Raw genomic sequence first — 19226 nt, 5'->3', positions numbered from 1 at the left:
AAATATGGATAAATCACATAACTGGATCAATAGCAAGACATTATTTAGAAATATTAAAGAGTGAATTACCATAACCTGTTCTTTGTGACCAACATAAATTTTGATAGAATGAAGCATAACAGCTCGTATTCTGGGTTGGAATAAAACAGCTAATTCCATGCGATCTAGTTAATGATAAAGAGGATAGTAGATTGTCTGTATGTTGATGGTATAATAAAAACTCCTGCATACAAGATCGAACTCTTTTTTGAGCCTCCATGTTATAGTTCTTATCAATCATATCAACCATGTCATAACAATCCATCTTTTGATGTAAACGTTGTACTCCATTCGATGAAATCAGTATATCCCTTTCGATTGCACAAATATGCTGCATACAATGTTCCATCGTCGGTATATAATTCAAATCATATAGAGATATAGACGCAGATTGTTCATCTCCTTCTCTCTTTTGATAATATGCCATATACTTTTCACAAACGCTCAGTAATCGATTCTTTATAGGAACTTTTGTGTGATTATTATACTCAAAAAGAACCTGAGTAGTTACTTTTTAAGGTATATTCGGCACGAGTTTTCTGACTAAAAAACGGGAGGTAGTCAATGGTTCTAACTATCTTATATCTATTTCATTTTCTAAATAAAAATGTCAGTCTACCAATTTTTGGAAAGTGTCTTATTTAAGTTGTCTTTTCTAAGGTATTTATTAATCATAGCTTAGACTAAGGCATCACTCCTACTCTTTATGACGAGTATGGCTCATTGCTATTTGATACTGGATAGAAGGAGAGTTGACACACACTGCTTTGATTTGATTGGAACAATAGATATTTGTTTTTTACGTTAGTATTCATTGCAGGCTTATTCATGAAAAATATTAATCAATGTGTTGTGGGCTATACGTAAAGATAATGATTAATCTCTAGTAGTCTAGGCAATATCAAAAAATAGGTAGATGAAAAAAATATTAAAAATAGTAACGCTAACTGTTTTAACAGTCACCTTATTTGCTTGTACATCTTGCAATAAAGATAAGACTGTTTTGATTGACAATCCAGAATTGAAAAAAGAGATTGAAACAATAAGAGATCCTTTTGTGAAGAAAATTAATTCGTTAGGTCTTGAAACGCCTAATGTACCAATAGTACGAATTGCAAATACACCTGCAATGATCACTTATGGATCAGAAGGACTGACAGTGCCTGAATGGAAAACTTTAGAGGAGAAGCAGAAAACAAAATTCAATAATTGGGCTGATCAGGCTGTAGGTTCTTTCTCTGGGGAGCAGTATTTTAAGAAATCGTTTAATTGGTTTTTGGTAATTCATGAGTTGGGACATTATGTTCAGGATCTAAAGGGGACAATGAATAATATGTCAGACTATAAGAAAGAATTTCAAGCGAATCAAATTGCAGTGGCTTATTGGAAAGAGGTTGATAGACAGGCTCTTGATGAGTATATAGTATGGGTGAATGCAATTTTAAAAGTTATTCCTGCTCCTAAAGATACATCGGAGTCATATTACAATGCTAATATAGAAGCTGAAACTTCGAATAACGACTTTAATGGATATTTCCAATTCTATTTTATTCAACAAGCATATTTGAAAGTTGAGAATCTAAAACTTGCTGATTTTTTATAGATTTAATATCTATAAAAATTACTTAGAATGAAATAAGCGTGGTCTTTAAGACCTTATTACTGAGAATTAAGCTGCAAATAACTTGTTTCTAGTCTTTTTAGACTAGAAACAAGTTTTTTCGTTCATCCATATCTAGCGTATATATCTTGATGCATTACTTTTATTTTTTAACATAAAAAAACCTAGGTCACGATAGCTATATGCTTGTCTTTTTAAGGTTTTAATCTTGTTATTTATTCCTTCTAAAGGCCCCGTGGAGATATGGCACTTGTACCAATTTAGAATTCCTGTTTTGTGCTTGGTCAATAGTTCTACCATTTTCTTAAGCTGAGGGATTTCAGTCTCATTGTAAGCGTTCGGTTATTCACATCTTGTGCATTATTTTAAAGCCTTCTATTTTTGAGACATAATCAAAAAAAGAAATTGATGAGTAAAAAAGCACATATGTTTGATCTCATAGAAGCACAACACAATAGTGGACTAAGCAATATCGATTACTGTAAACAGAATAATATAAAACTATCAGTATATAGTTATTGGAAGGCAAAATATAAGAAGGAGTATTCTAAAGAAACTGAAGGTTTCTTTGTCACATTAGACAATGAAACCTCACAAATAAAAGAAGAGATCGTTATCACTTATCCCAATGGTGTAACCCTTCAACTTTCTTCAGCAACGACAATATCGACGCTTCGATCATTAATCCAGATTCAAGGCTAATGTTTTCAATATCTTCAAATGATCGTTTTTACCTCTATTCTGAAGCAACAGATATGAGGAAAAGTTTTGATGGATTATCCGGATTGGTGCAGAATAAGATTGATGCCAATATTACTTCGGGTGATGTATTTATCTTTCTGAACAAACGTCGTACCATGATGAAATTACTTAAATGGGAAAGAGGTGGTTTTGTTCTTTTTGTGAAACGACTAGAGAGAGGAACCTTTAGACCTCCTGAAATAAAAGACTTAACATCAATTCATCTTGAGTACACTGATCTTGTCCTTCTTATAGAAGGTGTTCTTGTCAAAGAATATAAAAGACAAAAACGTTATGTTATTTAAATAAATATGTGTATCCTTAAACCATGAATAAGAGCGATATCATAGAGGATGTAAGTAAAGAAGATCTTTTGGACCAACTCCAAAAGATGATGACTGAATACTCTAATGTCGACTCTGAAAACACCAACTTAAAACAAGAAAACGAATCCTTAAAGGCACAGATTGCCTATCTTCAAAGACGCATCTTTGGTTCAACCAAAGAAACCTATAAAGATCCGAACCAATTAGAGTTAGATCTTGGAGTCGAAGATGAAAATCTAGAAGACTTACAGATATCTTCTCCAGAAGAGGAGGTTATTGAGGTTGTTAAGAAGAAAAAAAAGGCAAAAAGAAAAAGTATCCCTTCTGACCTTCCTCGTCAAGTAGAAGTGATTGAACCTGATGATGTCCCAGAGGGAGCAACTCGTATTGGAGAAGAGATATCTGAGAGGATTGAATTTAGTCCAGGTAAGCTTTATGTAAGACAAATTGTTCGTCCAAAATATCGTTTACCCGAAGAGGATAGCATTATCATCTCCGAGCTTCCGTCGGATCTTATCCCCAAATGTATGGCGGGAAACTCATTAATAAGTCAATTTATTGTTGGTAAATTCTACGATCATATACCTCTTTATAGAGCCCAAGGGATCTTTAAAAGATCAGGAATTGATTTTCCTAAAGCAACCATCAATGGATGGATAAGGAAGGCTGCTGAACTACGTTCTCCACTATACAAACATATCGAGAAAAAAGTAATCCAGTCAGACTATATTCAAGCCGATGAGACAAGTATCAAGGTTCTAACAGATAAGAAACAAGGAGCCACTCATCTTGGTTACTTCTGGATCTATTATGCTCCACATATAAAGAGTTGTTTATTTACTTACGATAACTCTCGAAGGAGTTCAGTACCAGAATCTACTTTAAAAAAGTTTAAAGGAGTTCTACAGACAGATGGATATCAAGGTTATCATAAACTTGGAAATCAAAAAGAAATTATCAAGCTAGCATGTATGGCACATGCTCGACGGAAATTTTTTGAGGCAAAAGAAAATGATCGAACTCGTGCCGAATATGCTTTAAAAAAGATCCAAGAACTATATAAGATAGAGAGAACAAGTCAGGAAAAAGAGTTGTCTATCGAAGAAACCTATCTTCTTCGACAAGAACTTGCTGTACCCATACTAAAGGAACTCGAAAAATGGTTAAAAAAAGAGTCCCTTACAGCATTACCTAAAAGCCCTATTGGGAAAGCAATCAACTATAGCTTGAACCTATGGGATGAACTGTGCCAATATACAGAAGATGGAAGCTACATTATCGACAATAATAATGTGGAGAATAAAGTACGTCCAGTAGCCATTGGACGTAAAAACTATCTCTTTGCAGGATCAGAAGAGGGAGCAAAAAGAGCAGCAATGTTTTATACCCTATCTTCCATGTGCAAAATGGCAGACGTTGAACCTCATGCATGGTATACAGATATCTTAAATCGTATATCTGATACCAAGCCATCGAAATACGATGACTTACTTCCTCTAAACTGGAAATAATCTTTATAGTAAAAAAGATCAATCTTCATATACGTGAGTAGCCGAACGGATACGCTAAAAGGAATCTTTGTAACTCTTTCAGGTAAACTACTTCTATACAAATATTGTAGGTTCTTACAATATTCATAACAAAAATCACCTAGACTTTTCAGGCTGGTAGGAAACTCAATCTCCCTAATGGAACTATTAGAAAAATCATTTTCTCTTATATATTCAATATCTTCATTAAGATGCACACTAAAACGATCGTTTTCACAAAATTGAAAAGTACAAGGCCCTATCTCTTTTAAATAGGTTGCATTGAGAGTTGAAACAGTTTGAATTCTATGATTCTCATTATAGAAATTCTGTCCAAACAATCCAGCTGAGACATTTCCATCATGACAAAGAGAAATTACATGATGTCCATCAATTTCATCTAGTATTTCAAGTTTTGTATCTGTTCCTACATACAAATCTAAACTTGCTCCTTCAACTCCATTGAGCTCCACCATATGATATTCCCAATCACCTAATTTAATACGCTTGATATCATCTTTAGTCCACCCAAGTAATGAGCAAAACATCATACCCCCTAGCAACAATATTCTTTTCATCTAACTACTTCTTTTTACCAAAATAAAACCTCAAAATGATCTAAAAAACAAGACCTTCTATGATTTAATATTTTAATATTAGTATGTATATTATCATAATCATTACAATTATTCACAACTTTTCATTGAAAACAACTCAAATTGGAATGATCTGATGAAGGGTTAAGTAGTAAATTATAATGTGTGGGGATTCAACCGAAGAACAAGCATTAATAGTATTTCAACAAGATACCTTATAGCGATATAGTAATATTAGTTTATAAGTATCTAACCAAAACAGGGAAGGGAAAGAGTGTGCGAAAGTTCGAATAAATGGAATTAGTATAATAGAGATAGATTGTGTAATAAAGAGAGGACATACACGATTAAGCTTATCATAGTAGCGCATTAATTTCATCTCTTTTCTCAAAGGGTTTCTTGGATCTTTGTCAAAGATGTATTTTAAGGAGCGTGTGGCCATCTCCATTTTCATCAATACCGTTCTATTACTATCAAAGCCACTATCACAAACCACATTGTCAATATGAAGTACTTGGATTCCAGCCTGACTTAGTGTAAATTGAAAGCGTACATCCTCATAGCCGTAACATGGTATCGATTCGTCAAAAGGATGGGTTTCAAGAATCTCTCTACGAAGGGCAAAATTATTGGTTAGAAATGCACGATTTCCCTCACGACTTCTCTTCTCTGCATTAGCAGCGATTCGTTTATTTCCATAAAGCCATTCTAGTCTTTCAGACCTTTTACACGTATCAGGGTAGATACGACCACCATAAATAACTTGGTTTTGAGGGTCGCGAAAGTGATGGAGGTAAGTTTGGATATAATCCTTACTGTGAATCTCTGAGTCGCAATCAATAAAGATTAATAGTGGAGTATCAGTAAGGGTTAAAAAGAGGTTTCTTATTTTAGCACGCCCTACATTTCGAGTTAGTCTAGTGTATTGAACATAATGGGAGGACAACAATGCATTGGATTCACCACAATGATTCGTGGAAGCATCATCGATAAGCTGAATATTCACAGGTAGATCAGCCCTCTTAATCTCATAGACTAAGGCTTCGACCAAGGTTATCACTTCTCTATTATATATAGGAATACAAATTGTGGCTAAACGACCCATGACTCTTTTTATCTATTAAACCTATCTAAGAGCTATTTTATTGTACTTTCACCCAAAAACAGTGGTAGTATATATAGTTTTCAGGTAAAAAGACAAAAAGATATTATTTTAGTTTTTTTTATCGGAACATCTTTGCCATAAACGAGTTATAGAGAAATACACTCATATAAATAGTTTATGAAGCAGATTTTATTTATAATAACTCTAATCATTATGACAGCATACAACAGCAAGGCACAAAATCAATATAATACCTTAAGTCAAGAAGAGAAGAATATCATCGAGAACAAATATACAGAAGCGCCGTTCACAGGTAAATATGACTCCTTTAAGAAAGCTGGGACTTATATATGTAAACGTTGTAATGCTCCCCTTTATAAGTCAAACGACAAGTTTGATGCGGGTTGTGGATGGCCTGCTTTTGACGATGAAATAGAGGGAGCAGTGAAGCGAGTTCCTGATAATGATGGGCTGAGAACAGAGATTGTTTGTAGTAACTGTGATGCCCACCTAGGACATGTATTCCTCAACGAAGGGTTCACTAAAAAGCAAACACGTCATTGCGTCAACTCCATCTCTATGACATTTATTCCTCAAGGCGAAGCGCTTCCTAAGAAGATTGTTTTGCATCCTGAGGTAGAGGTTGCATATTTGGCATCGGGATGTTTTTGGGGAACAGAATATCATCTTCAAAAGATTCCTGGAGTAATATCTACTACAGTGGGATATATGGGAGGAGAGACAAAAAATCCTACTTATAAAGAGGTTTGTAGTGGCAGAACAGGACATGCAGAAACAACCAAAGTGATGTTTGACCCAAAGAAGGTCTCTTTTGAAACGATTGCAAAGATCTACTTTGAGACGCATGACACATCGCAGATTGATGGACAAGGACCCGATATTGGTACCCAATATCGTTCTGTTATATTCTACACCAATACAAAACAAAAAGAGGTTTCAGAGAAGCTAATGGAACAGCTACGTGGCAAGGGTTATGTTGTCGTAACAGAGTTGACTCCTGCGGAGATCTTTTATGATGCAGAAACATATCATCAAGATTATTATGAGAATAAAGGTTCTAGTCCCTACTGTCATATCTACCAAAATAAGTTTGAATAAAGTGATCATGGACTCCCTGCCTATTAAAGGCAAAGTGTGTATATAAAAAAGGTTGATAATAGTCTGTCATGCAGATATTATCAACCTCTATATTTTCTCTCTTTGATATCTGTATGGAGGGAAAGATTAAGATATCTTCTGAAAGATATCCCATAGTACAATTCCAGCACTTACAGAGATGTTCAAAGAGTGCTTCGTTCCATATTGAGGTATCTCAATGCATAAATCACAATGGTTTACGACCTCTTGTGCGACTCCTTTCACCTCATTACCAAAAACAAGTGCAAGCTTCTCTCCTTTTATCGGTAAAAAGTCTGGTAGCATCACAGATCCTTCCACTTGCTCAATAGCACAGATACGATAACCTTGCTCCTTTAATGTACTAATTGCATCTAGTGTATTGTCGAAGTATTTCCAATTAACACTCTCCTCTGCACCTAAAGCAGTCTTGCGTATGTCATCGCTCGGAGGTGTGTTGGTTATTCCACATAGATAAAGTGCATTAACTTTCAATGCATCTGAAGTTCTAAATAACGAACCTACATTATTACTACTACGTATGTTGTCCATTACTACAACGATAGGGGCCTTTTCGTTTGCTTTGAACTCTTCGACCGTTAGTCGACCAAGTTCACAATTCTTACGTTTTCTCATGATACAAAAAAATGGATAATCTAAAAGAGATATTTAGAATGGAGGCGCATCATCAAAATCATTTCCTGTTGGGAAACCAAAGCCATCGAATCCAAGATTCTCTTGCTGATTTCCTTGATTTTGATTTTGATCGACATCACTATTCATCTTGGAGCTGAAAGTTTGCCCAGATGCAACCACTTGACCGGAGTCTCTTTGGACTTTAGGGTCCAATGCTTCTGGAGTAGAATAGTCACCGAAATCTCCGTCATCTAGATTGCTAAATTTCGCCATACTACTTTGGAATCTTAGTTGTACATCTCCAGTGGCACCATTACGGTGTTTGGCAATGATCAACTCTGCAATACCAGTTAAGTCTTGTCCATCAGCATCTTCAGTAATACCATAATACTCAGGACGGTGAATGAATAGCACCATATCCGCATCCTGCTCAATGGCACCCGACTCACGAAGATCAGATAACTGTGGGCGACGTCCTTCACGAGATTCAACCGCACGACTCAGCTGAGATAGCGCAATGATAGGTACATTGATCTCTTTGGCAATTGCCTTTAGGTTACGTGAGATCGTTGATACCTCCTGCTCCCTAGAGAACTTAGCATCGCCGCCTGTAGTCATCAACTGAAGATAATCGACAATAACACATCCAATATTATGCTGACTTTTTAGACGTCTACATTTGGCACGAAATTCATAAACGGATAGAGCTGGAGTATCATCAATAAAAAGAGGAGCGCCAGTAAGCTTCTCCAATTTAGTATGAAGTTCAAGCCATTGATGTTCTTCTAGTTTACCCGTCTTTATTTTATCAGATCCCCACCCTGTTTCTGCTGAAATAAGACGGTTGACGAGCTGAAGAGACGACATCTCTAGCGAGAATACTGCTGTTGGTTTTTGGTGTTCCACGGCAATATTACGAGCCATTGAAAGAACAAAAGCAGTCTTACCCATTGCTGGACGTGCAGCAATAATGATAAGGTCGGTCTTTTGCCACCCGGAAGTTATTCTATCTAATCCAGTAAAACCTGATGGGACGCCACTCATACCTTCTGGTTTGGCAGCATTCTCTCGCATCACCTCAATAGCCTCAGCGATCACTGGTTTTACAGGAACAGATTCTTTAGAAATATTTCCTTCGGTTACTTTAAAAAGAGAAGATTCTGCAAAATCAATAAGGTCTTCTAGTTCTACAGAGTCTTGGTACGATTTTGCTTGAATTTCAGAAGACATGTGAATCAGCTCCCGTTGTATATGCTTTTGGGCAATAATACGAGCATGAAACTCAATGTGTGCAGCAGATGCTACTTTGGCTGTAAGTTGTGTAATATAAAGAGGTCCACCAACCAAATCAAGCTCATTACGGTCACGTAATGCTTGTGTTACCATTAATAGGTCGATCGGTTTATCCGAAAGATTAAGATCTTTAATGACCTTAAAAATACGTTGATGTTCGTCTTTATAGAAACATTCCGGTTGTAGCATGTCGGCAACAGAAACATATGCATCTTTTTCTAACATTAGAGCACCTAATACTGCCTCTTCAACCTCCACAGCTTGAGGAGGAAGTTTTCCGTATTGTGCCTCAATCTGCTCTAAAGATTGAGCATTGTTATTTCTGATATTTTGTGAGCGCTGTACAGCCATCGTTGACTTCTGTTTTTTTTTATAAAAGAGCGGCAAAGATACAGATTCATTTTGAAATGACCGTATGTATCCTTATCGCTCTTTCTAAAGCTACAAAAATTAGTTTAATATATTGTCTAAAATAGATACTAAAATCTCCGTCTCGGTAAAGCCAGCTGCACGTATTTGCTGTGGAATGAAACTTGTTTCCGTCATACCAGGAACTGTATTTACCTCGAGAAGGCGAAATACCTCTCCATCATATATAAAATCGGCTCTTATAATTCCTCGACAATCTAACGCACGATATACTTTATGAGTCAAAGATTGAATCAATACAGTCTCTTCATCTGAAAGTCTTGCAGGAGTAATCTCTTGTGCCTTGCCTTCCACATATTTTGACTCATAATTAAAGAACTCATTCTCTGGAATCACTTCTGTTACTGGTAGCATTAACACTTTATTACCATGAAGTAGTGCACCACATGTAAACTCTCGACCCTGCATAAATGATTCACATAGGACTTCTTCCCCTTCTTGGAAAGCAAGTTTAATTGCATCATCGACATGATCTATCCATTTTACTTTGGATACTCCAAAACTAGAACCTCCTGCATTCGGTTTAATAAACATTGGAAGCCCTAATTGTTCGACTAAAGCCTGTGCATCCCATGTGTCTCCGGACAAGATACGCTTAGATGGAGCGATCTCTATCTCTTGATTCGATAAAAACTGATTACAGAAATATTTATTGAAAGTCAAAGAAGAGGTCGCGGCACTACAACCAGAGTAAGGAATACCAATCATGTCTAAATATCCTTGAAGTTTTCCATCTTCTCCAGGAGTACCATGTACTATAATATAAGCACCATCCATTATGATACTTTTGTCATTCAAGCAAAAAGAGAAGTTATTTTTATCCACAACGATTTTCGTTGATTCATGTAAAACAACCCACTCCTTTTCAGAAATATCTATAAGCCATGGTGTATAGTGTGTCTCATGGAGACACTTCATTACAAAGGCAGCACTGCGAAGAGAGACTTCTCTTTCAGAAGAGTAGCCTCCAGCAATTACTGCTATATTTTTATTTGTCATCACAAAATAGACTTAACGATTATCACTTCTATTCCCCTCTGTTCGCAATATAGTTTCTCCATCTTTCAATACAATTTACCATATCTTCCGGTAGTTCTGATTCGAAAATCATCTCTTCTCCAGTAGTTGGATGAACAAAACCTAACATCTGTGCATGAAGTGCTTGTCGAGGTAATACATCAAAACAGTTTTGAACAAACTGCTTATATTTTGTAAATGTTGTCCCTTTTAATATTTTATCTCCACCGTAGTTATCATCGTTGAAAAGCGTGTGTCCTATATATCTCATATGAACACGGATCTGATGCGTTCTTCCCGTTTCTAGTACACACTCAACTAGATTGACATAACCCAAACGCTCTACTACATTATAGTGAGTCACTGCATGTTTTCCAAAATCTCCTTCAGGAAACACAGTAAATACCTGTCGGTTCTTTAAACTACGACCGATATTACCCTCTACTGTACCATGATCTTCTTTTACATCTCCCCAAACTAAGGCTTTATATCTACGTTTAGTGGTTTTATCAAAAAATTGTTTTGACAAATGCGTTTTTGCGTTTTCATTTTTAGCAACGACAAGAAGTCCCGAAGTATTCTTATCAATACGATGAACAAGTCCTGGACGAGTATCCTCACTATTATACATTGGAAGGTCTTTAAAACGGTAAGCCAACGCATTAACTAGTGTTCCGGTATAGTTACCATGTCCAGGATGCACCACCATTCCAGGCTTCTTATTTACCACAACAAGGTCATCATCTTCATAGACAATATCTAAAGGAATGTCTTCTGGAATAATTTTAAGTTCTCGGCGAGGATAATCCATCATGATTGTAATCACATCACCAGGCTTTACTTTATAGTTTGCTTTTACTACCTCTTCATTTACGCGTACGCAACCAGCATCTGCAGCTGTCTGGATTCGATTTCGTGAGATCTGATCAATACGATTCACTAGATATTTATCGACACGAAGCGGTTTTTGCCCTGGATCTACCTCAATACGATAGTGTTCGAAGAGTGCATCTTCGTCATTAGAATCATAATTAGTCATTGTATCATCTACCATCTTTAACTACTCCTTTATTGTAAAATAATTGTGTCTTTTACTGACTTTAACCAAACATCAATAAAAGAACCTTGTTTAACTTGACCTTGCTCAACACTAGGTCTTTGTTTCGAAACATATGCTTTCAAACTATCTTCCGTAGTTTCAAATGTTCCATCATATATTACCGCACCTAAAGATAAACCTTGGTCGTCAAGTATTTGTTTCACTTCGTCTAATTTTGAACCATCCAAATTCGGGATATCGACCTTTTTTAAGTGAGAAGCTGTTCCAACGGTAAGATCAATAATACTACCTAGGTATATTTTTTTGCCTGGTTCTATCTCTTTTCCATCTATCGATTGTGTAAGCACAAGATCCTCATAAGGAGAAGGGACCATTACCATTTTACCTAATTTAAGACCTCGCCTCTTTAGCTTCAGTTTTGCATTACGAATAGACCCATTTACTAGTTTAGGCATGATTATCTCCTTAGGATTACTTGCTGCAACTGTTACAAACAGTTTACGGCCAGGTTTCACCTTCTCCCCAGGTCTTGGTGTCTGTTCAATAATCGTTCCTGCATCTGTTCCATAACGATAAATTGAATCGGCAACCAAAATACGTACAGATACATTGTCTGCATTTTTTACGACATCTACATTTTGTCCAGAATAATCAGGTAGAATGATAGACTCTCCATGCCTTGTATAGATACGTATACTAAACATAGTGATCCATACCACTAGGGGGATCAAAACAAAAGCACCAATAATATTGTATATAAACACTCTTGATTTGGTAAATTCCTTAAAGCTCATACAGTATTTTATAATTGTTTGTTATCGACATGACCTCATAAAGATGCAAATATACAGATTATGATGAGAAATAATTATACAAAAAAAGAGTCATACCGAAGATATAACCCTTTCCTTCCGTAAAGTGGTATAATATTAAGCTTAAAAACGCTCTAATATATGATAAAGTGTATCTCTTTCAGCAGGCTCTTTCCCAGCTTCCTTTACTAAAGATATTAATTCTTCTGTGGTTGCATTCGGATTTTGTACCGCTCCAGCCATAGAATATATCTTAGTAGAATCATCAATAGTTCCATCTAAATCATCCACTCCATATGACAAGGACAACTGTGCCACCTCTTTTCCTATCATAGGCCAGTAAGCCTTTAAATGAGGAATGTTATCCAAGAAAATACGAGAGACAGCATAGTTACGAAGATCTTCTGTTGTAGTAGACTCCTCTACGTGTGCAAATGCATTATTATATCGTCTAAACTTAAGTGGAATAAAAGTATTGAAACCACCCGTTTTGTCTTGAAGTCTACGCAGGCGATCCATATGATCAATTCGGTGTTCGTAATTCTCTATAAGTCCATAAAGCATGGTTGCATTGGTCATCATCCCTAATTCATGAGCTGTATGATGAATCTCTAACCATTGATCAGAAGTAGCCTTATCTGGAGAGATTTTTTGACGAATCTCTTCATCAAAGATTTCAGCACCTCCACCAGGAATAGATCCCAATCCAGCATCCCTAAGATCTCTTAGAGCCGTCTTGTAATCTAGACCAGAGATTTCACACATTGCTTCAATCTCGACAGCGGAGAATGCTTTTACATGAAGCTCTGGCATCTCTTGCTTAATGGCTCGAACCATCTCTACATAATAAGGAACCCCTCTATCTGGATGTACTCCTCCTGTAATGTGTACCTCGGTTACTTTTTTATCGCGATATTTAGCAATAGTTTGACGAAGTTCATCAATACCTTCTTCCCAAGCACCCTCTTCATTAAAACGACGCTTATAGGAACAAAACGAACAATTCTTCATGCATATATTCGTAGGCTCAAAATGGAAGTTTCTATTGAAAGTTGCTTGTAGCCCATTAATTCTACGACGTACGACTTCGGCAAGAAGTCCTAGGAGGGGAAGTTCTGCCTCCTTATAAAGCATTAGCCCATCTTCGCGGGTTAAACGTTTTCCATGGAAAACTTTGTCTACCACAGGAGTCAAACTAGAATTAGTTGACAGCTGCTCATATATCATCTCTTTAATCTTCTGCATCTCTCAATAACCTTTTGTTCAAAGATAGATATAAAAGAGAGATTCAAAAAAAGAGTTATATGTATTTTTCTTAAAATAGAGACAAAAAAAAGGTAAAGAACATCGAATCTTTACCTCTCTTAAACTCTTTCGAAAGCAATCCTAAAGGATAATGCTTAAGCTTTATGACGTGGCTCATCAGAAACACTAAGTTTCTTACGACCTTTAGCTCTACGAGCTTTCAATACTTTACGTCCGTTCACAGTAGACATTCTCTCTCTGAACCCGTGTTTATTACGTCTCTTTCTGTTCGATGGTTGAAATGTTCTTTTCATCGGGTATACTTTTTCTGATTATATTCGCTAAATATTTCGGTCTGCAAAAATAAGTCTTTTTTTTGCTCTACCAAACGAAGCGGTTTCTATTTTTATATTTTCCTTATTTAAATCGATCTAAATTAGTGAAAAAGGCACTGCCTAATGGCACTAAAGAGCTAGATGGATTACTTTTTTAGTTTCGAAAAAATCTTCATCAAAAAAGTCTGAAACAGGATAAATACTACATTTATCGCCAAAGTTAGCAATCTCTTCGATAAAATCCCCCCCTTTTATGTATAAAATACCATTAGCCAACTGATTGAATGATTTTTTTTGAACAACAGCACGTGACATGGCAACAAACTTAGGGAATGCAGTGACTGCTCTGCTTACAATAAAATCAAATTTTTCTTTGACATTTTGCACTCTGGTGTGTTCAGCTCTAATGTTTGTAAGTCCTAACGCTTCACAAACGCCATTCACAACAGTTATTTTTTTTCCTATTGCATCCACACAAAGAAACTCTGTTTCTGGAAAAAGGATTGCAAGAGGGACCCCAGGGAATCCTCCACCAGTACCTACATCTAACACTTTAGTTCCCGGCTTGAACTGCATTACCTTGGCAATCGATAATGAATGCAAAACATGTTTTTCATAAAGGTGGTCAATATCTTTACGGGAAATCACATTCACCTTTTCATTCCATTCCGTGTAAAGCGATTTTAACATCGCAAAACGACTCTCCTGTTCTTCCGTTAAATCTGGGAAGTATTTTAATATAATATCCATATTTCTCTATATATCGAATGCAATGCACTTTTTAAACTCCTCTTTATCTACTAACATTTTCAACCTCTTCTTTGCACGAAAAAGCTGAACTTTGATAATATCGACCGACAAATTTAGTGCTTTTGACAACTCATCATAAGAATAATCGTGAAAATATCTCAATGTGATTAACTTGCAATAGTGAGGGCTTAATTTCTGCACCAAATCACGAACAGCAATCACCATATCTTGACGAAGAAGAATTGTCTCTGGGGTCTCCATATATCCAGAAGGGCGTACATCTGCTTTGGCATTAAGAAGGTAGTGTTTGTCCGTAAACATCAAAGGTAGTTCTCTTTTACGACAGTAGTCGATACAATGATTCCTAGCGATTCGATAGATCCATGTACTAAAAGCATAAGATTTGTCATATGAAGGCAAACTATTAAAAGCCTTTGTCAAACTCTCTATAGTAAGATCCTCTGCTTCTTGATCGGAATTGACCATTGCACGTAAACAGACATACAACTGAGGGTAGTAATATTCAAGAAGATAGTTGTATCCTTCCGCTTTACCCTCTAATGCTTTTCCAATCCAAAACAGATCTTTATTTTTCTTTTCTTTTCCCCTTAATTCCATTTCTTTCGTTGTCTTAATATCCAAAACTTAAGCGAGTAATGGAAGCTATATAAAGGCCATAAGAGGCGAGAGACATATTCGAAAAAAAGAAAGTTTTTTTCTTTTAATTTTCTCAATATGATACCCATAGAAATAAGATGAATCAACGACAAAAGAATAAAAACTAGCACTCCCCAATAACTATACTGAGATGATAAACAGAGCAATACAGTTGCCACAAGGACTAAAAATCCTCCCCAATTGTATATCAAACGTAATCCCTTATAACCAAGACCATACTTCTTTTTTAATAACAAATATTTCTCTCGTTGGTTCACAAAATCATGAAGGTCATACGAATCACTCAAACACACCTTAGCATCAGAGTGCAGAACCACTTCTACGTTTTTATCTTTAGTCGTTAGGCTGTGTGCATACCATTCATTAATATAGAACTTTTCATCTAAGAATTCGCGGAAGCCTTTTGATTCCACAAAATATTTTCTTTTATATGCGATATTATAAGGAAGTGCAGGAACCAAGCCAAACCACTTAGCATAAGGATAATAATCAAGAGTATATTTTGCTAAATGCAAACGCAAAAAGTAGTTGCCCCATGAGTGTTGGGGTATATAGTTACATCCACCTTGTACCAAGGACGTTTTGTCTGTTACATTAGACATTAAGGTTCTTAAATAGTTCTTATTTACAGGTTTCATCTCAGGAGTAAGGAATAGGAGCCAATCTTTTGTAGCTGCACGAATTCCAACAGATAAAGTAAGAGCATTTGAAAATCTAGTTTCATTAAATACACGTGTAAACTTTAATTTAGGGAACTCTTTTGACATTTTATCAAGAGCAATCGGCGTCATATCTTCAGAACAATCATCCACCACGACCACCTCGAAATCAGGATAATCTTGTTCCAAAAGAGAATTTAGAACAGGACGAAGAACCTCAAATTGGTTTTTTGTAGCCAAAATAATAGAGACACTTGGGGTATGGTTATTCTTAATCAAACTTCTACTTGCGAAGAAAAAAATCTTTCTAATAAAAGACACAAAAATATAGACAGTGTAAAATATAAGTACACTGCCACAAATCACTTCTAAGAGATTCAAAGAAGCAAAATCAATATGTGGGAAATGGAAGGATAAAAAGTCCTGTGGGGAGCGCATAAAGCAACAATTAGTTTTTTAAATAATCTTTGTACGACATACTTAATCAAAATTACACATAATTTCATTGAGAAGGAAATATTTTTTATGAACGAATGTTTATAAATAGTATATTTAAGAGGGAATAAAAAGTGTATATACAAACCTTTTCCTCATAAGTAAAGAGACGATTCATCATTTAATAACTATCTTTGCTCCATCGAAAAGGGAGAATTTGAAGGATCGTAATATCATTCTCTTGTATATTAAATAAATCAGACAACGTGAAATTCGAACTTATACAAAAAGGGAAAGGCACCAAGGCAAGAGCTGGGAAGATCACTACAGATCATGGAGAAATTGAGACTCCTATATTCATGCCTGTTGGAACAATTGGTTCAGTCAAAGGACTTCATCTAAAGGACTTATCAGATGATGTTCAAGCTCAAATTATATTAGGAAACACATACCACCTTTATCTACGTCCAGGATTGGATACTCTAGAAAAAGCAGGTGGATTACATAAATTTAATGGATGGAACGGTCCGATACTTACAGACAGTGGTGGATTTCAAGTATTCTCACTAGGAGATATAAGAAAGATCACTGAAGAAGGTGCTGAATTCCGTTCACATATTGATGGTTCAAGGCATCTATTCACTCCAGAGAATGTGATGGATACACAACGAACTATTGGTGCAGATATCATTATGGCATTTGATGAGTGTACTCCTGGTGATGCAGATTATGGGTATGCAAAAAAATCATTGTCACTAACTCAAAGATGGTTGGAGCGTTGTGTAAAGAGATTTGACGAAACAAAGCCTAAATATGGATATAATCAAACATTATTTCCAATTGTACAGGGATGTGTCTATAAAGATCTTCGTATTAAAGCGGCAGAACATGTAGCAAGCCTTGATAGAGAAGGGTACGCTATTGGGGGTCTGTCTGTTGGAGAGAGCGAAGAAGATATGTATGCAATGGTCGAAGTGGTTAATGAAGTATTACCAGAAGAGAAACCTCGTTATCTTATGGGAGTAGGTACTCCTGTAAATATTCTTGAGAATATTGATCGTGGGGTAGACATGTTCGATTGTGTTATGCCTACAAGAAATGGACGAAATGGAATGTTATTCACATGGAACGGCATAATGAATATGCGTAACCAAAAATGGGCGAACGATTTTACTCCATTAGATCCTGCAGGAACATCATACGTAGATCAAACTTATACAAAAGCATATGTAAGGCACCTATACAAGTCGAAAGAGATGCTAGGTGCTCAAATTGGTAGTATTCATAATTTGACCTTCTATTTATCACTAGTACGAGAAGCAAGAAAACAGATCTTAGATGGAACATTCCCTGAATGGAAAGCTCGTATGGTAAAACAATTGAGTAGAAGATTATAATAGAAAAACAAGAGAAGTACATGAAGCCATTCTTGCAAAAAATTGACTTTTATATCATAAGAAAGTTCTTAGGAACTTTCTTCTTGTCCATTACTCTAATTCTTAGTATATCAATTGTATTTGATGTAAGTGAGCACATGAATGATTTTATCGAGAATGATGCTCCTTTGAAAGCAATTATCTTCGATTTCTATCTTAACTGGATTCCTTATTTTGCAAACCTTTTCATTGGCCTTTTTACTTTTATCTCTGTAATTTTCTTCACCTCTAAAATGGCCTCCAATTCTGAAATTATTGGTATTCTAGCAGGAGGAGTTACATACAAAAGATTAATGCGCCCTTATCTTGTCTCAGCTTTACTTATTGCATGTATGTCTTGGATATTAGGTAATTTTATCATCCCTCATTCAAATATCAAAATGTTGGACTTCAAAAACACCTATATCAAAGGAAAATTTTATAATACAGAGACAAACATACACAAGCAGGTTAGTCCCGGTGTATATATGTACATGAGTAGGTACAATGTAAATACAGATACAGGACATCGATTTTCATTAGAGAAGATAGAGGATAACAGGATTGTATCTAAGCTTATATCGCAATATATTAGATGGGATAAGAAAAAAGATAAATGGACCATTCATGATTATTACATTAGAGATTTTGATAAGAATGGGCACGAAACACTGACTTTTGGAAGAAAGATTGACACCACGCTGACTATTCTTCCAAAAGAGTTTAAAACAAGGGTTAATGAGGCGGAAAAGATGAACCTCTTTGAACTAAACGACTACATCAAGAGTCAAAGGCTTAGAGGAGTCTCTAATATGGAGGAATATGAGATTATGAAGCATGAAAGAACTTCTGGTCCATTTTCCACCTTTATTTTAGCCATTATTGGGGTATCGTTAGCATCAAGAAAAACAAGAGGTGGTATTGGACTAAACATTGCCTTGGGGCTTCTCTTGAGCTTTTCATACATCATGTTTATGCAAGTAACAAAGGTATTTGCAATCAGTGGAGGTACAGATCCTTTTATTGCTGTATGGATTCCCAATATTGTATATTCCATAATAGCCCTAGTTCTATATCGATGGGCATCGAAATAAAAGAAGTTGTCCTATGGACAACTTCTTTCATCTCTCTTTTCAACGATTGAGAGCATTATAAAGATAAACTACTCAACCGGTGATATATTCTCAACCACTTCCTTAAGAAAATTTCATCTTCTACACTCTTCATAATCCAATTGACCTCCCCTGACATCCATTTCATTCAAGCTGGGTCAACAACATGCTATCATACAAAACACCAATAAGTTCGATGGGATTCACTACAAGAAGATAAAGTGGAATAACAAACGAAAAGAAACTAGTGATAAAA

The 19226-nt window shown here is 35.9% G+C and carries 21 protein-coding genes; 7 read left to right on the top strand and 14 right to left on the bottom strand.

All coding sequences use genetic code 11. The features are described 5' to 3' along the window. Positions 1 to 40: 40 nt before the first annotated feature. Positions 41 to 466, bottom strand: coding sequence for a hypothetical protein (locus K4L44_13275; GenBank protein QZE13538.1), 426 nt, complete (start codon positions 464 to 466; stop codon positions 41 to 43). A gap of 489 nt (positions 467 to 955) precedes the next feature. On the opposite strand from K4L44_13275, the gene K4L44_13270 reads away from it, so the two are divergent. Next, positions 956 to 1642: a hypothetical protein gene (locus K4L44_13270; GenBank protein ID QZE13537.1), complete on the top strand. Its 687-nt coding sequence runs from the start codon at positions 956 to 958 to the stop codon at positions 1640 to 1642. Between the two features lie 132 nt (positions 1643 to 1774). Here the strand turns inward: K4L44_13270 and K4L44_13265 are convergent, their stop codons facing one another. Further along, entirely contained in the window at positions 1775 to 1960 is a 186-nt protein-coding gene (locus K4L44_13265) for a transposase (protein ID QZE13536.1), read from the bottom strand. Positions 1961 to 2068: 108 nt separating this feature from the next. Between K4L44_13265 and K4L44_13260 the strand changes: the two genes are divergently transcribed. The 3 genes from K4L44_13260 to K4L44_13250 are packed head-to-tail and all read left to right on the top strand — an operon-like array spanning position 2069 to position 4238. Next, complete coding sequence (locus K4L44_13260) at positions 2069 to 2362, top strand: hypothetical protein (GenBank protein QZE13535.1); 294 nt, start codon at positions 2069 to 2071, stop codon at positions 2360 to 2362. Continuing rightward, entirely contained in the window at positions 2362 to 2706 is a 345-nt protein-coding gene (gene tnpB / locus K4L44_13255) for an IS66 family insertion sequence element accessory protein TnpB (GenBank protein QZE13534.1), read from the top strand. The genes K4L44_13260 and tnpB overlap by 1 nt, the downstream gene beginning before the upstream one ends. 23 nt (positions 2707 to 2729) lie before the next feature. Further along, the gene (locus tag K4L44_13250; protein ID QZE13533.1) at positions 2730 to 4238 is read left to right on the top strand and encodes an IS66 family transposase; all 1509 of its coding nucleotides are present in this window, start codon (positions 2730 to 2732) and stop codon (positions 4236 to 4238) included. Here K4L44_13250 and K4L44_13245 read toward each other — a convergent pair. Both K4L44_13245 and K4L44_13240 read right to left on the bottom strand, forming a co-directional pair. After that, the gene (locus K4L44_13245; protein ID QZE13532.1) at positions 4151 to 4834 is read right to left on the bottom strand and encodes a leucine-rich repeat domain-containing protein; all 684 of its coding nucleotides are present in this window, start codon (positions 4832 to 4834) and stop codon (positions 4151 to 4153) included. The two genes, K4L44_13250 and K4L44_13245, sit on opposite strands and share 88 nt — an antisense overlap. Positions 4835 to 5054: 220 nt before the next feature. Next, positions 5055 to 5957 carry a glycosyltransferase gene (locus K4L44_13240; GenBank protein ID QZE13531.1) on the bottom strand — a complete coding sequence of 301 codons (903 nt, stop codon included), beginning with the start codon at positions 5955 to 5957 and terminating at the stop codon, positions 5055 to 5057. 177 nt (positions 5958 to 6134) lie between these two features. Between K4L44_13240 and K4L44_13235 the strand changes: the two genes are divergently transcribed. Then, on the top strand, positions 6135 to 7076 hold the full coding sequence (locus K4L44_13235) for a bifunctional methionine sulfoxide reductase B/A protein (protein ID QZE13530.1): 942 nt from the start codon (positions 6135 to 6137) through the stop codon (positions 7074 to 7076). Positions 7077 to 7202: 126 nt separating this feature from the next. On the opposite strand, the gene K4L44_13230 is transcribed toward K4L44_13235, so the two are convergent. The 10 genes from K4L44_13230 to K4L44_13185 all read right to left on the bottom strand — a co-directional run bounded on the left by K4L44_13230 (position 7203) and on the right by K4L44_13185 (position 16287). After that, entirely contained in the window at positions 7203 to 7730 is a 528-nt protein-coding gene (locus tag K4L44_13230) for an RNA methyltransferase (protein ID QZE13529.1), read from the bottom strand. 33 nt (positions 7731 to 7763) lie between these two features. Next, positions 7764 to 9374 carry a replicative DNA helicase gene (dnaB, locus tag K4L44_13225; GenBank protein ID QZE13528.1) on the bottom strand — a complete coding sequence of 537 codons (1611 nt, stop codon included), beginning with the start codon at positions 9372 to 9374 and terminating at the stop codon, positions 7764 to 7766. 99 nt (positions 9375 to 9473) lie between these two features. Continuing rightward, the gene (locus tag K4L44_13220) at positions 9474 to 10451 is read right to left on the bottom strand and encodes a D-alanine--D-alanine ligase (GenBank protein ID QZE13527.1); all 978 of its coding nucleotides are present in this window, start codon (positions 10449 to 10451) and stop codon (positions 9474 to 9476) included. Between the two features lie 28 nt (positions 10452 to 10479). After that, complete coding sequence (locus K4L44_13215) at positions 10480 to 11523, bottom strand: RluA family pseudouridine synthase (GenBank protein QZE13526.1); 1044 nt, start codon at positions 11521 to 11523, stop codon at positions 10480 to 10482. A gap of 14 nt (positions 11524 to 11537) precedes the next feature. Then, positions 11538 to 12323 carry a PASTA domain-containing protein gene (locus K4L44_13210; protein QZE13525.1) on the bottom strand — a complete coding sequence of 262 codons (786 nt, stop codon included), beginning with the start codon at positions 12321 to 12323 and terminating at the stop codon, positions 11538 to 11540. A gap of 141 nt (positions 12324 to 12464) precedes the next feature. Beyond that, positions 12465 to 13586 carry an aminofutalosine synthase MqnE gene (gene mqnE / locus K4L44_13205; protein ID QZE13524.1) on the bottom strand — a complete coding sequence of 374 codons (1122 nt, stop codon included), beginning with the start codon at positions 13584 to 13586 and terminating at the stop codon, positions 12465 to 12467. Positions 13587 to 13741: 155 nt separating this feature from the next. Then, positions 13742 to 13900 carry a 50S ribosomal protein L34 gene (gene rpmH / locus K4L44_13200; protein ID QZE13523.1) on the bottom strand — a complete coding sequence of 53 codons (159 nt, stop codon included), beginning with the start codon at positions 13898 to 13900 and terminating at the stop codon, positions 13742 to 13744. A gap of 150 nt (positions 13901 to 14050) precedes the next feature. Continuing rightward, complete coding sequence (gene rsmG, locus K4L44_13195) at positions 14051 to 14671, bottom strand: 16S rRNA (guanine(527)-N(7))-methyltransferase RsmG (GenBank protein ID QZE13522.1); 621 nt, start codon at positions 14669 to 14671, stop codon at positions 14051 to 14053. A 6-nt stretch (positions 14672 to 14677) separates the two neighbouring features. Further along, complete coding sequence (locus tag K4L44_13190) at positions 14678 to 15289, bottom strand: sigma-70 family RNA polymerase sigma factor (protein ID QZE13521.1); 612 nt, start codon at positions 15287 to 15289, stop codon at positions 14678 to 14680. Beyond that, positions 15280 to 16287, bottom strand: coding sequence for a glycosyltransferase family 2 protein (locus tag K4L44_13185; protein QZE13520.1), 1008 nt, complete (start codon positions 16285 to 16287; stop codon positions 15280 to 15282). Before K4L44_13185 ends, K4L44_13190 begins: the two co-directional genes overlap by 10 nt. A 422-nt stretch (positions 16288 to 16709) precedes the next feature. On the opposite strand from K4L44_13185, the gene tgt reads away from it, so the two are divergent. After that, entirely contained in the window at positions 16710 to 17840 is a 1131-nt protein-coding gene (gene tgt / locus K4L44_13180; GenBank protein ID QZE13519.1) for a tRNA guanosine(34) transglycosylase Tgt, read from the top strand. A 32-nt stretch (positions 17841 to 17872) separates the two neighbouring features. Continuing rightward, entirely contained in the window at positions 17873 to 18952 is a 1080-nt protein-coding gene (locus tag K4L44_13175) for an LptF/LptG family permease (GenBank protein QZE16007.1), read from the top strand. The last annotated feature ends 274 nt before the right edge of the window (positions 18953 to 19226 follow it).

The organism is Prolixibacteraceae bacterium (assembly GCA_019720755.1).
Lineage (GTDB): Bacteria > Bacteroidota > Bacteroidia > Bacteroidales > Prolixibacteraceae > Halosquirtibacter > Halosquirtibacter laminarini.
The sequence above is the reverse complement of the archived record's forward strand: the minus strand, read 5'-3'. Positions and strand labels throughout refer to the sequence as shown.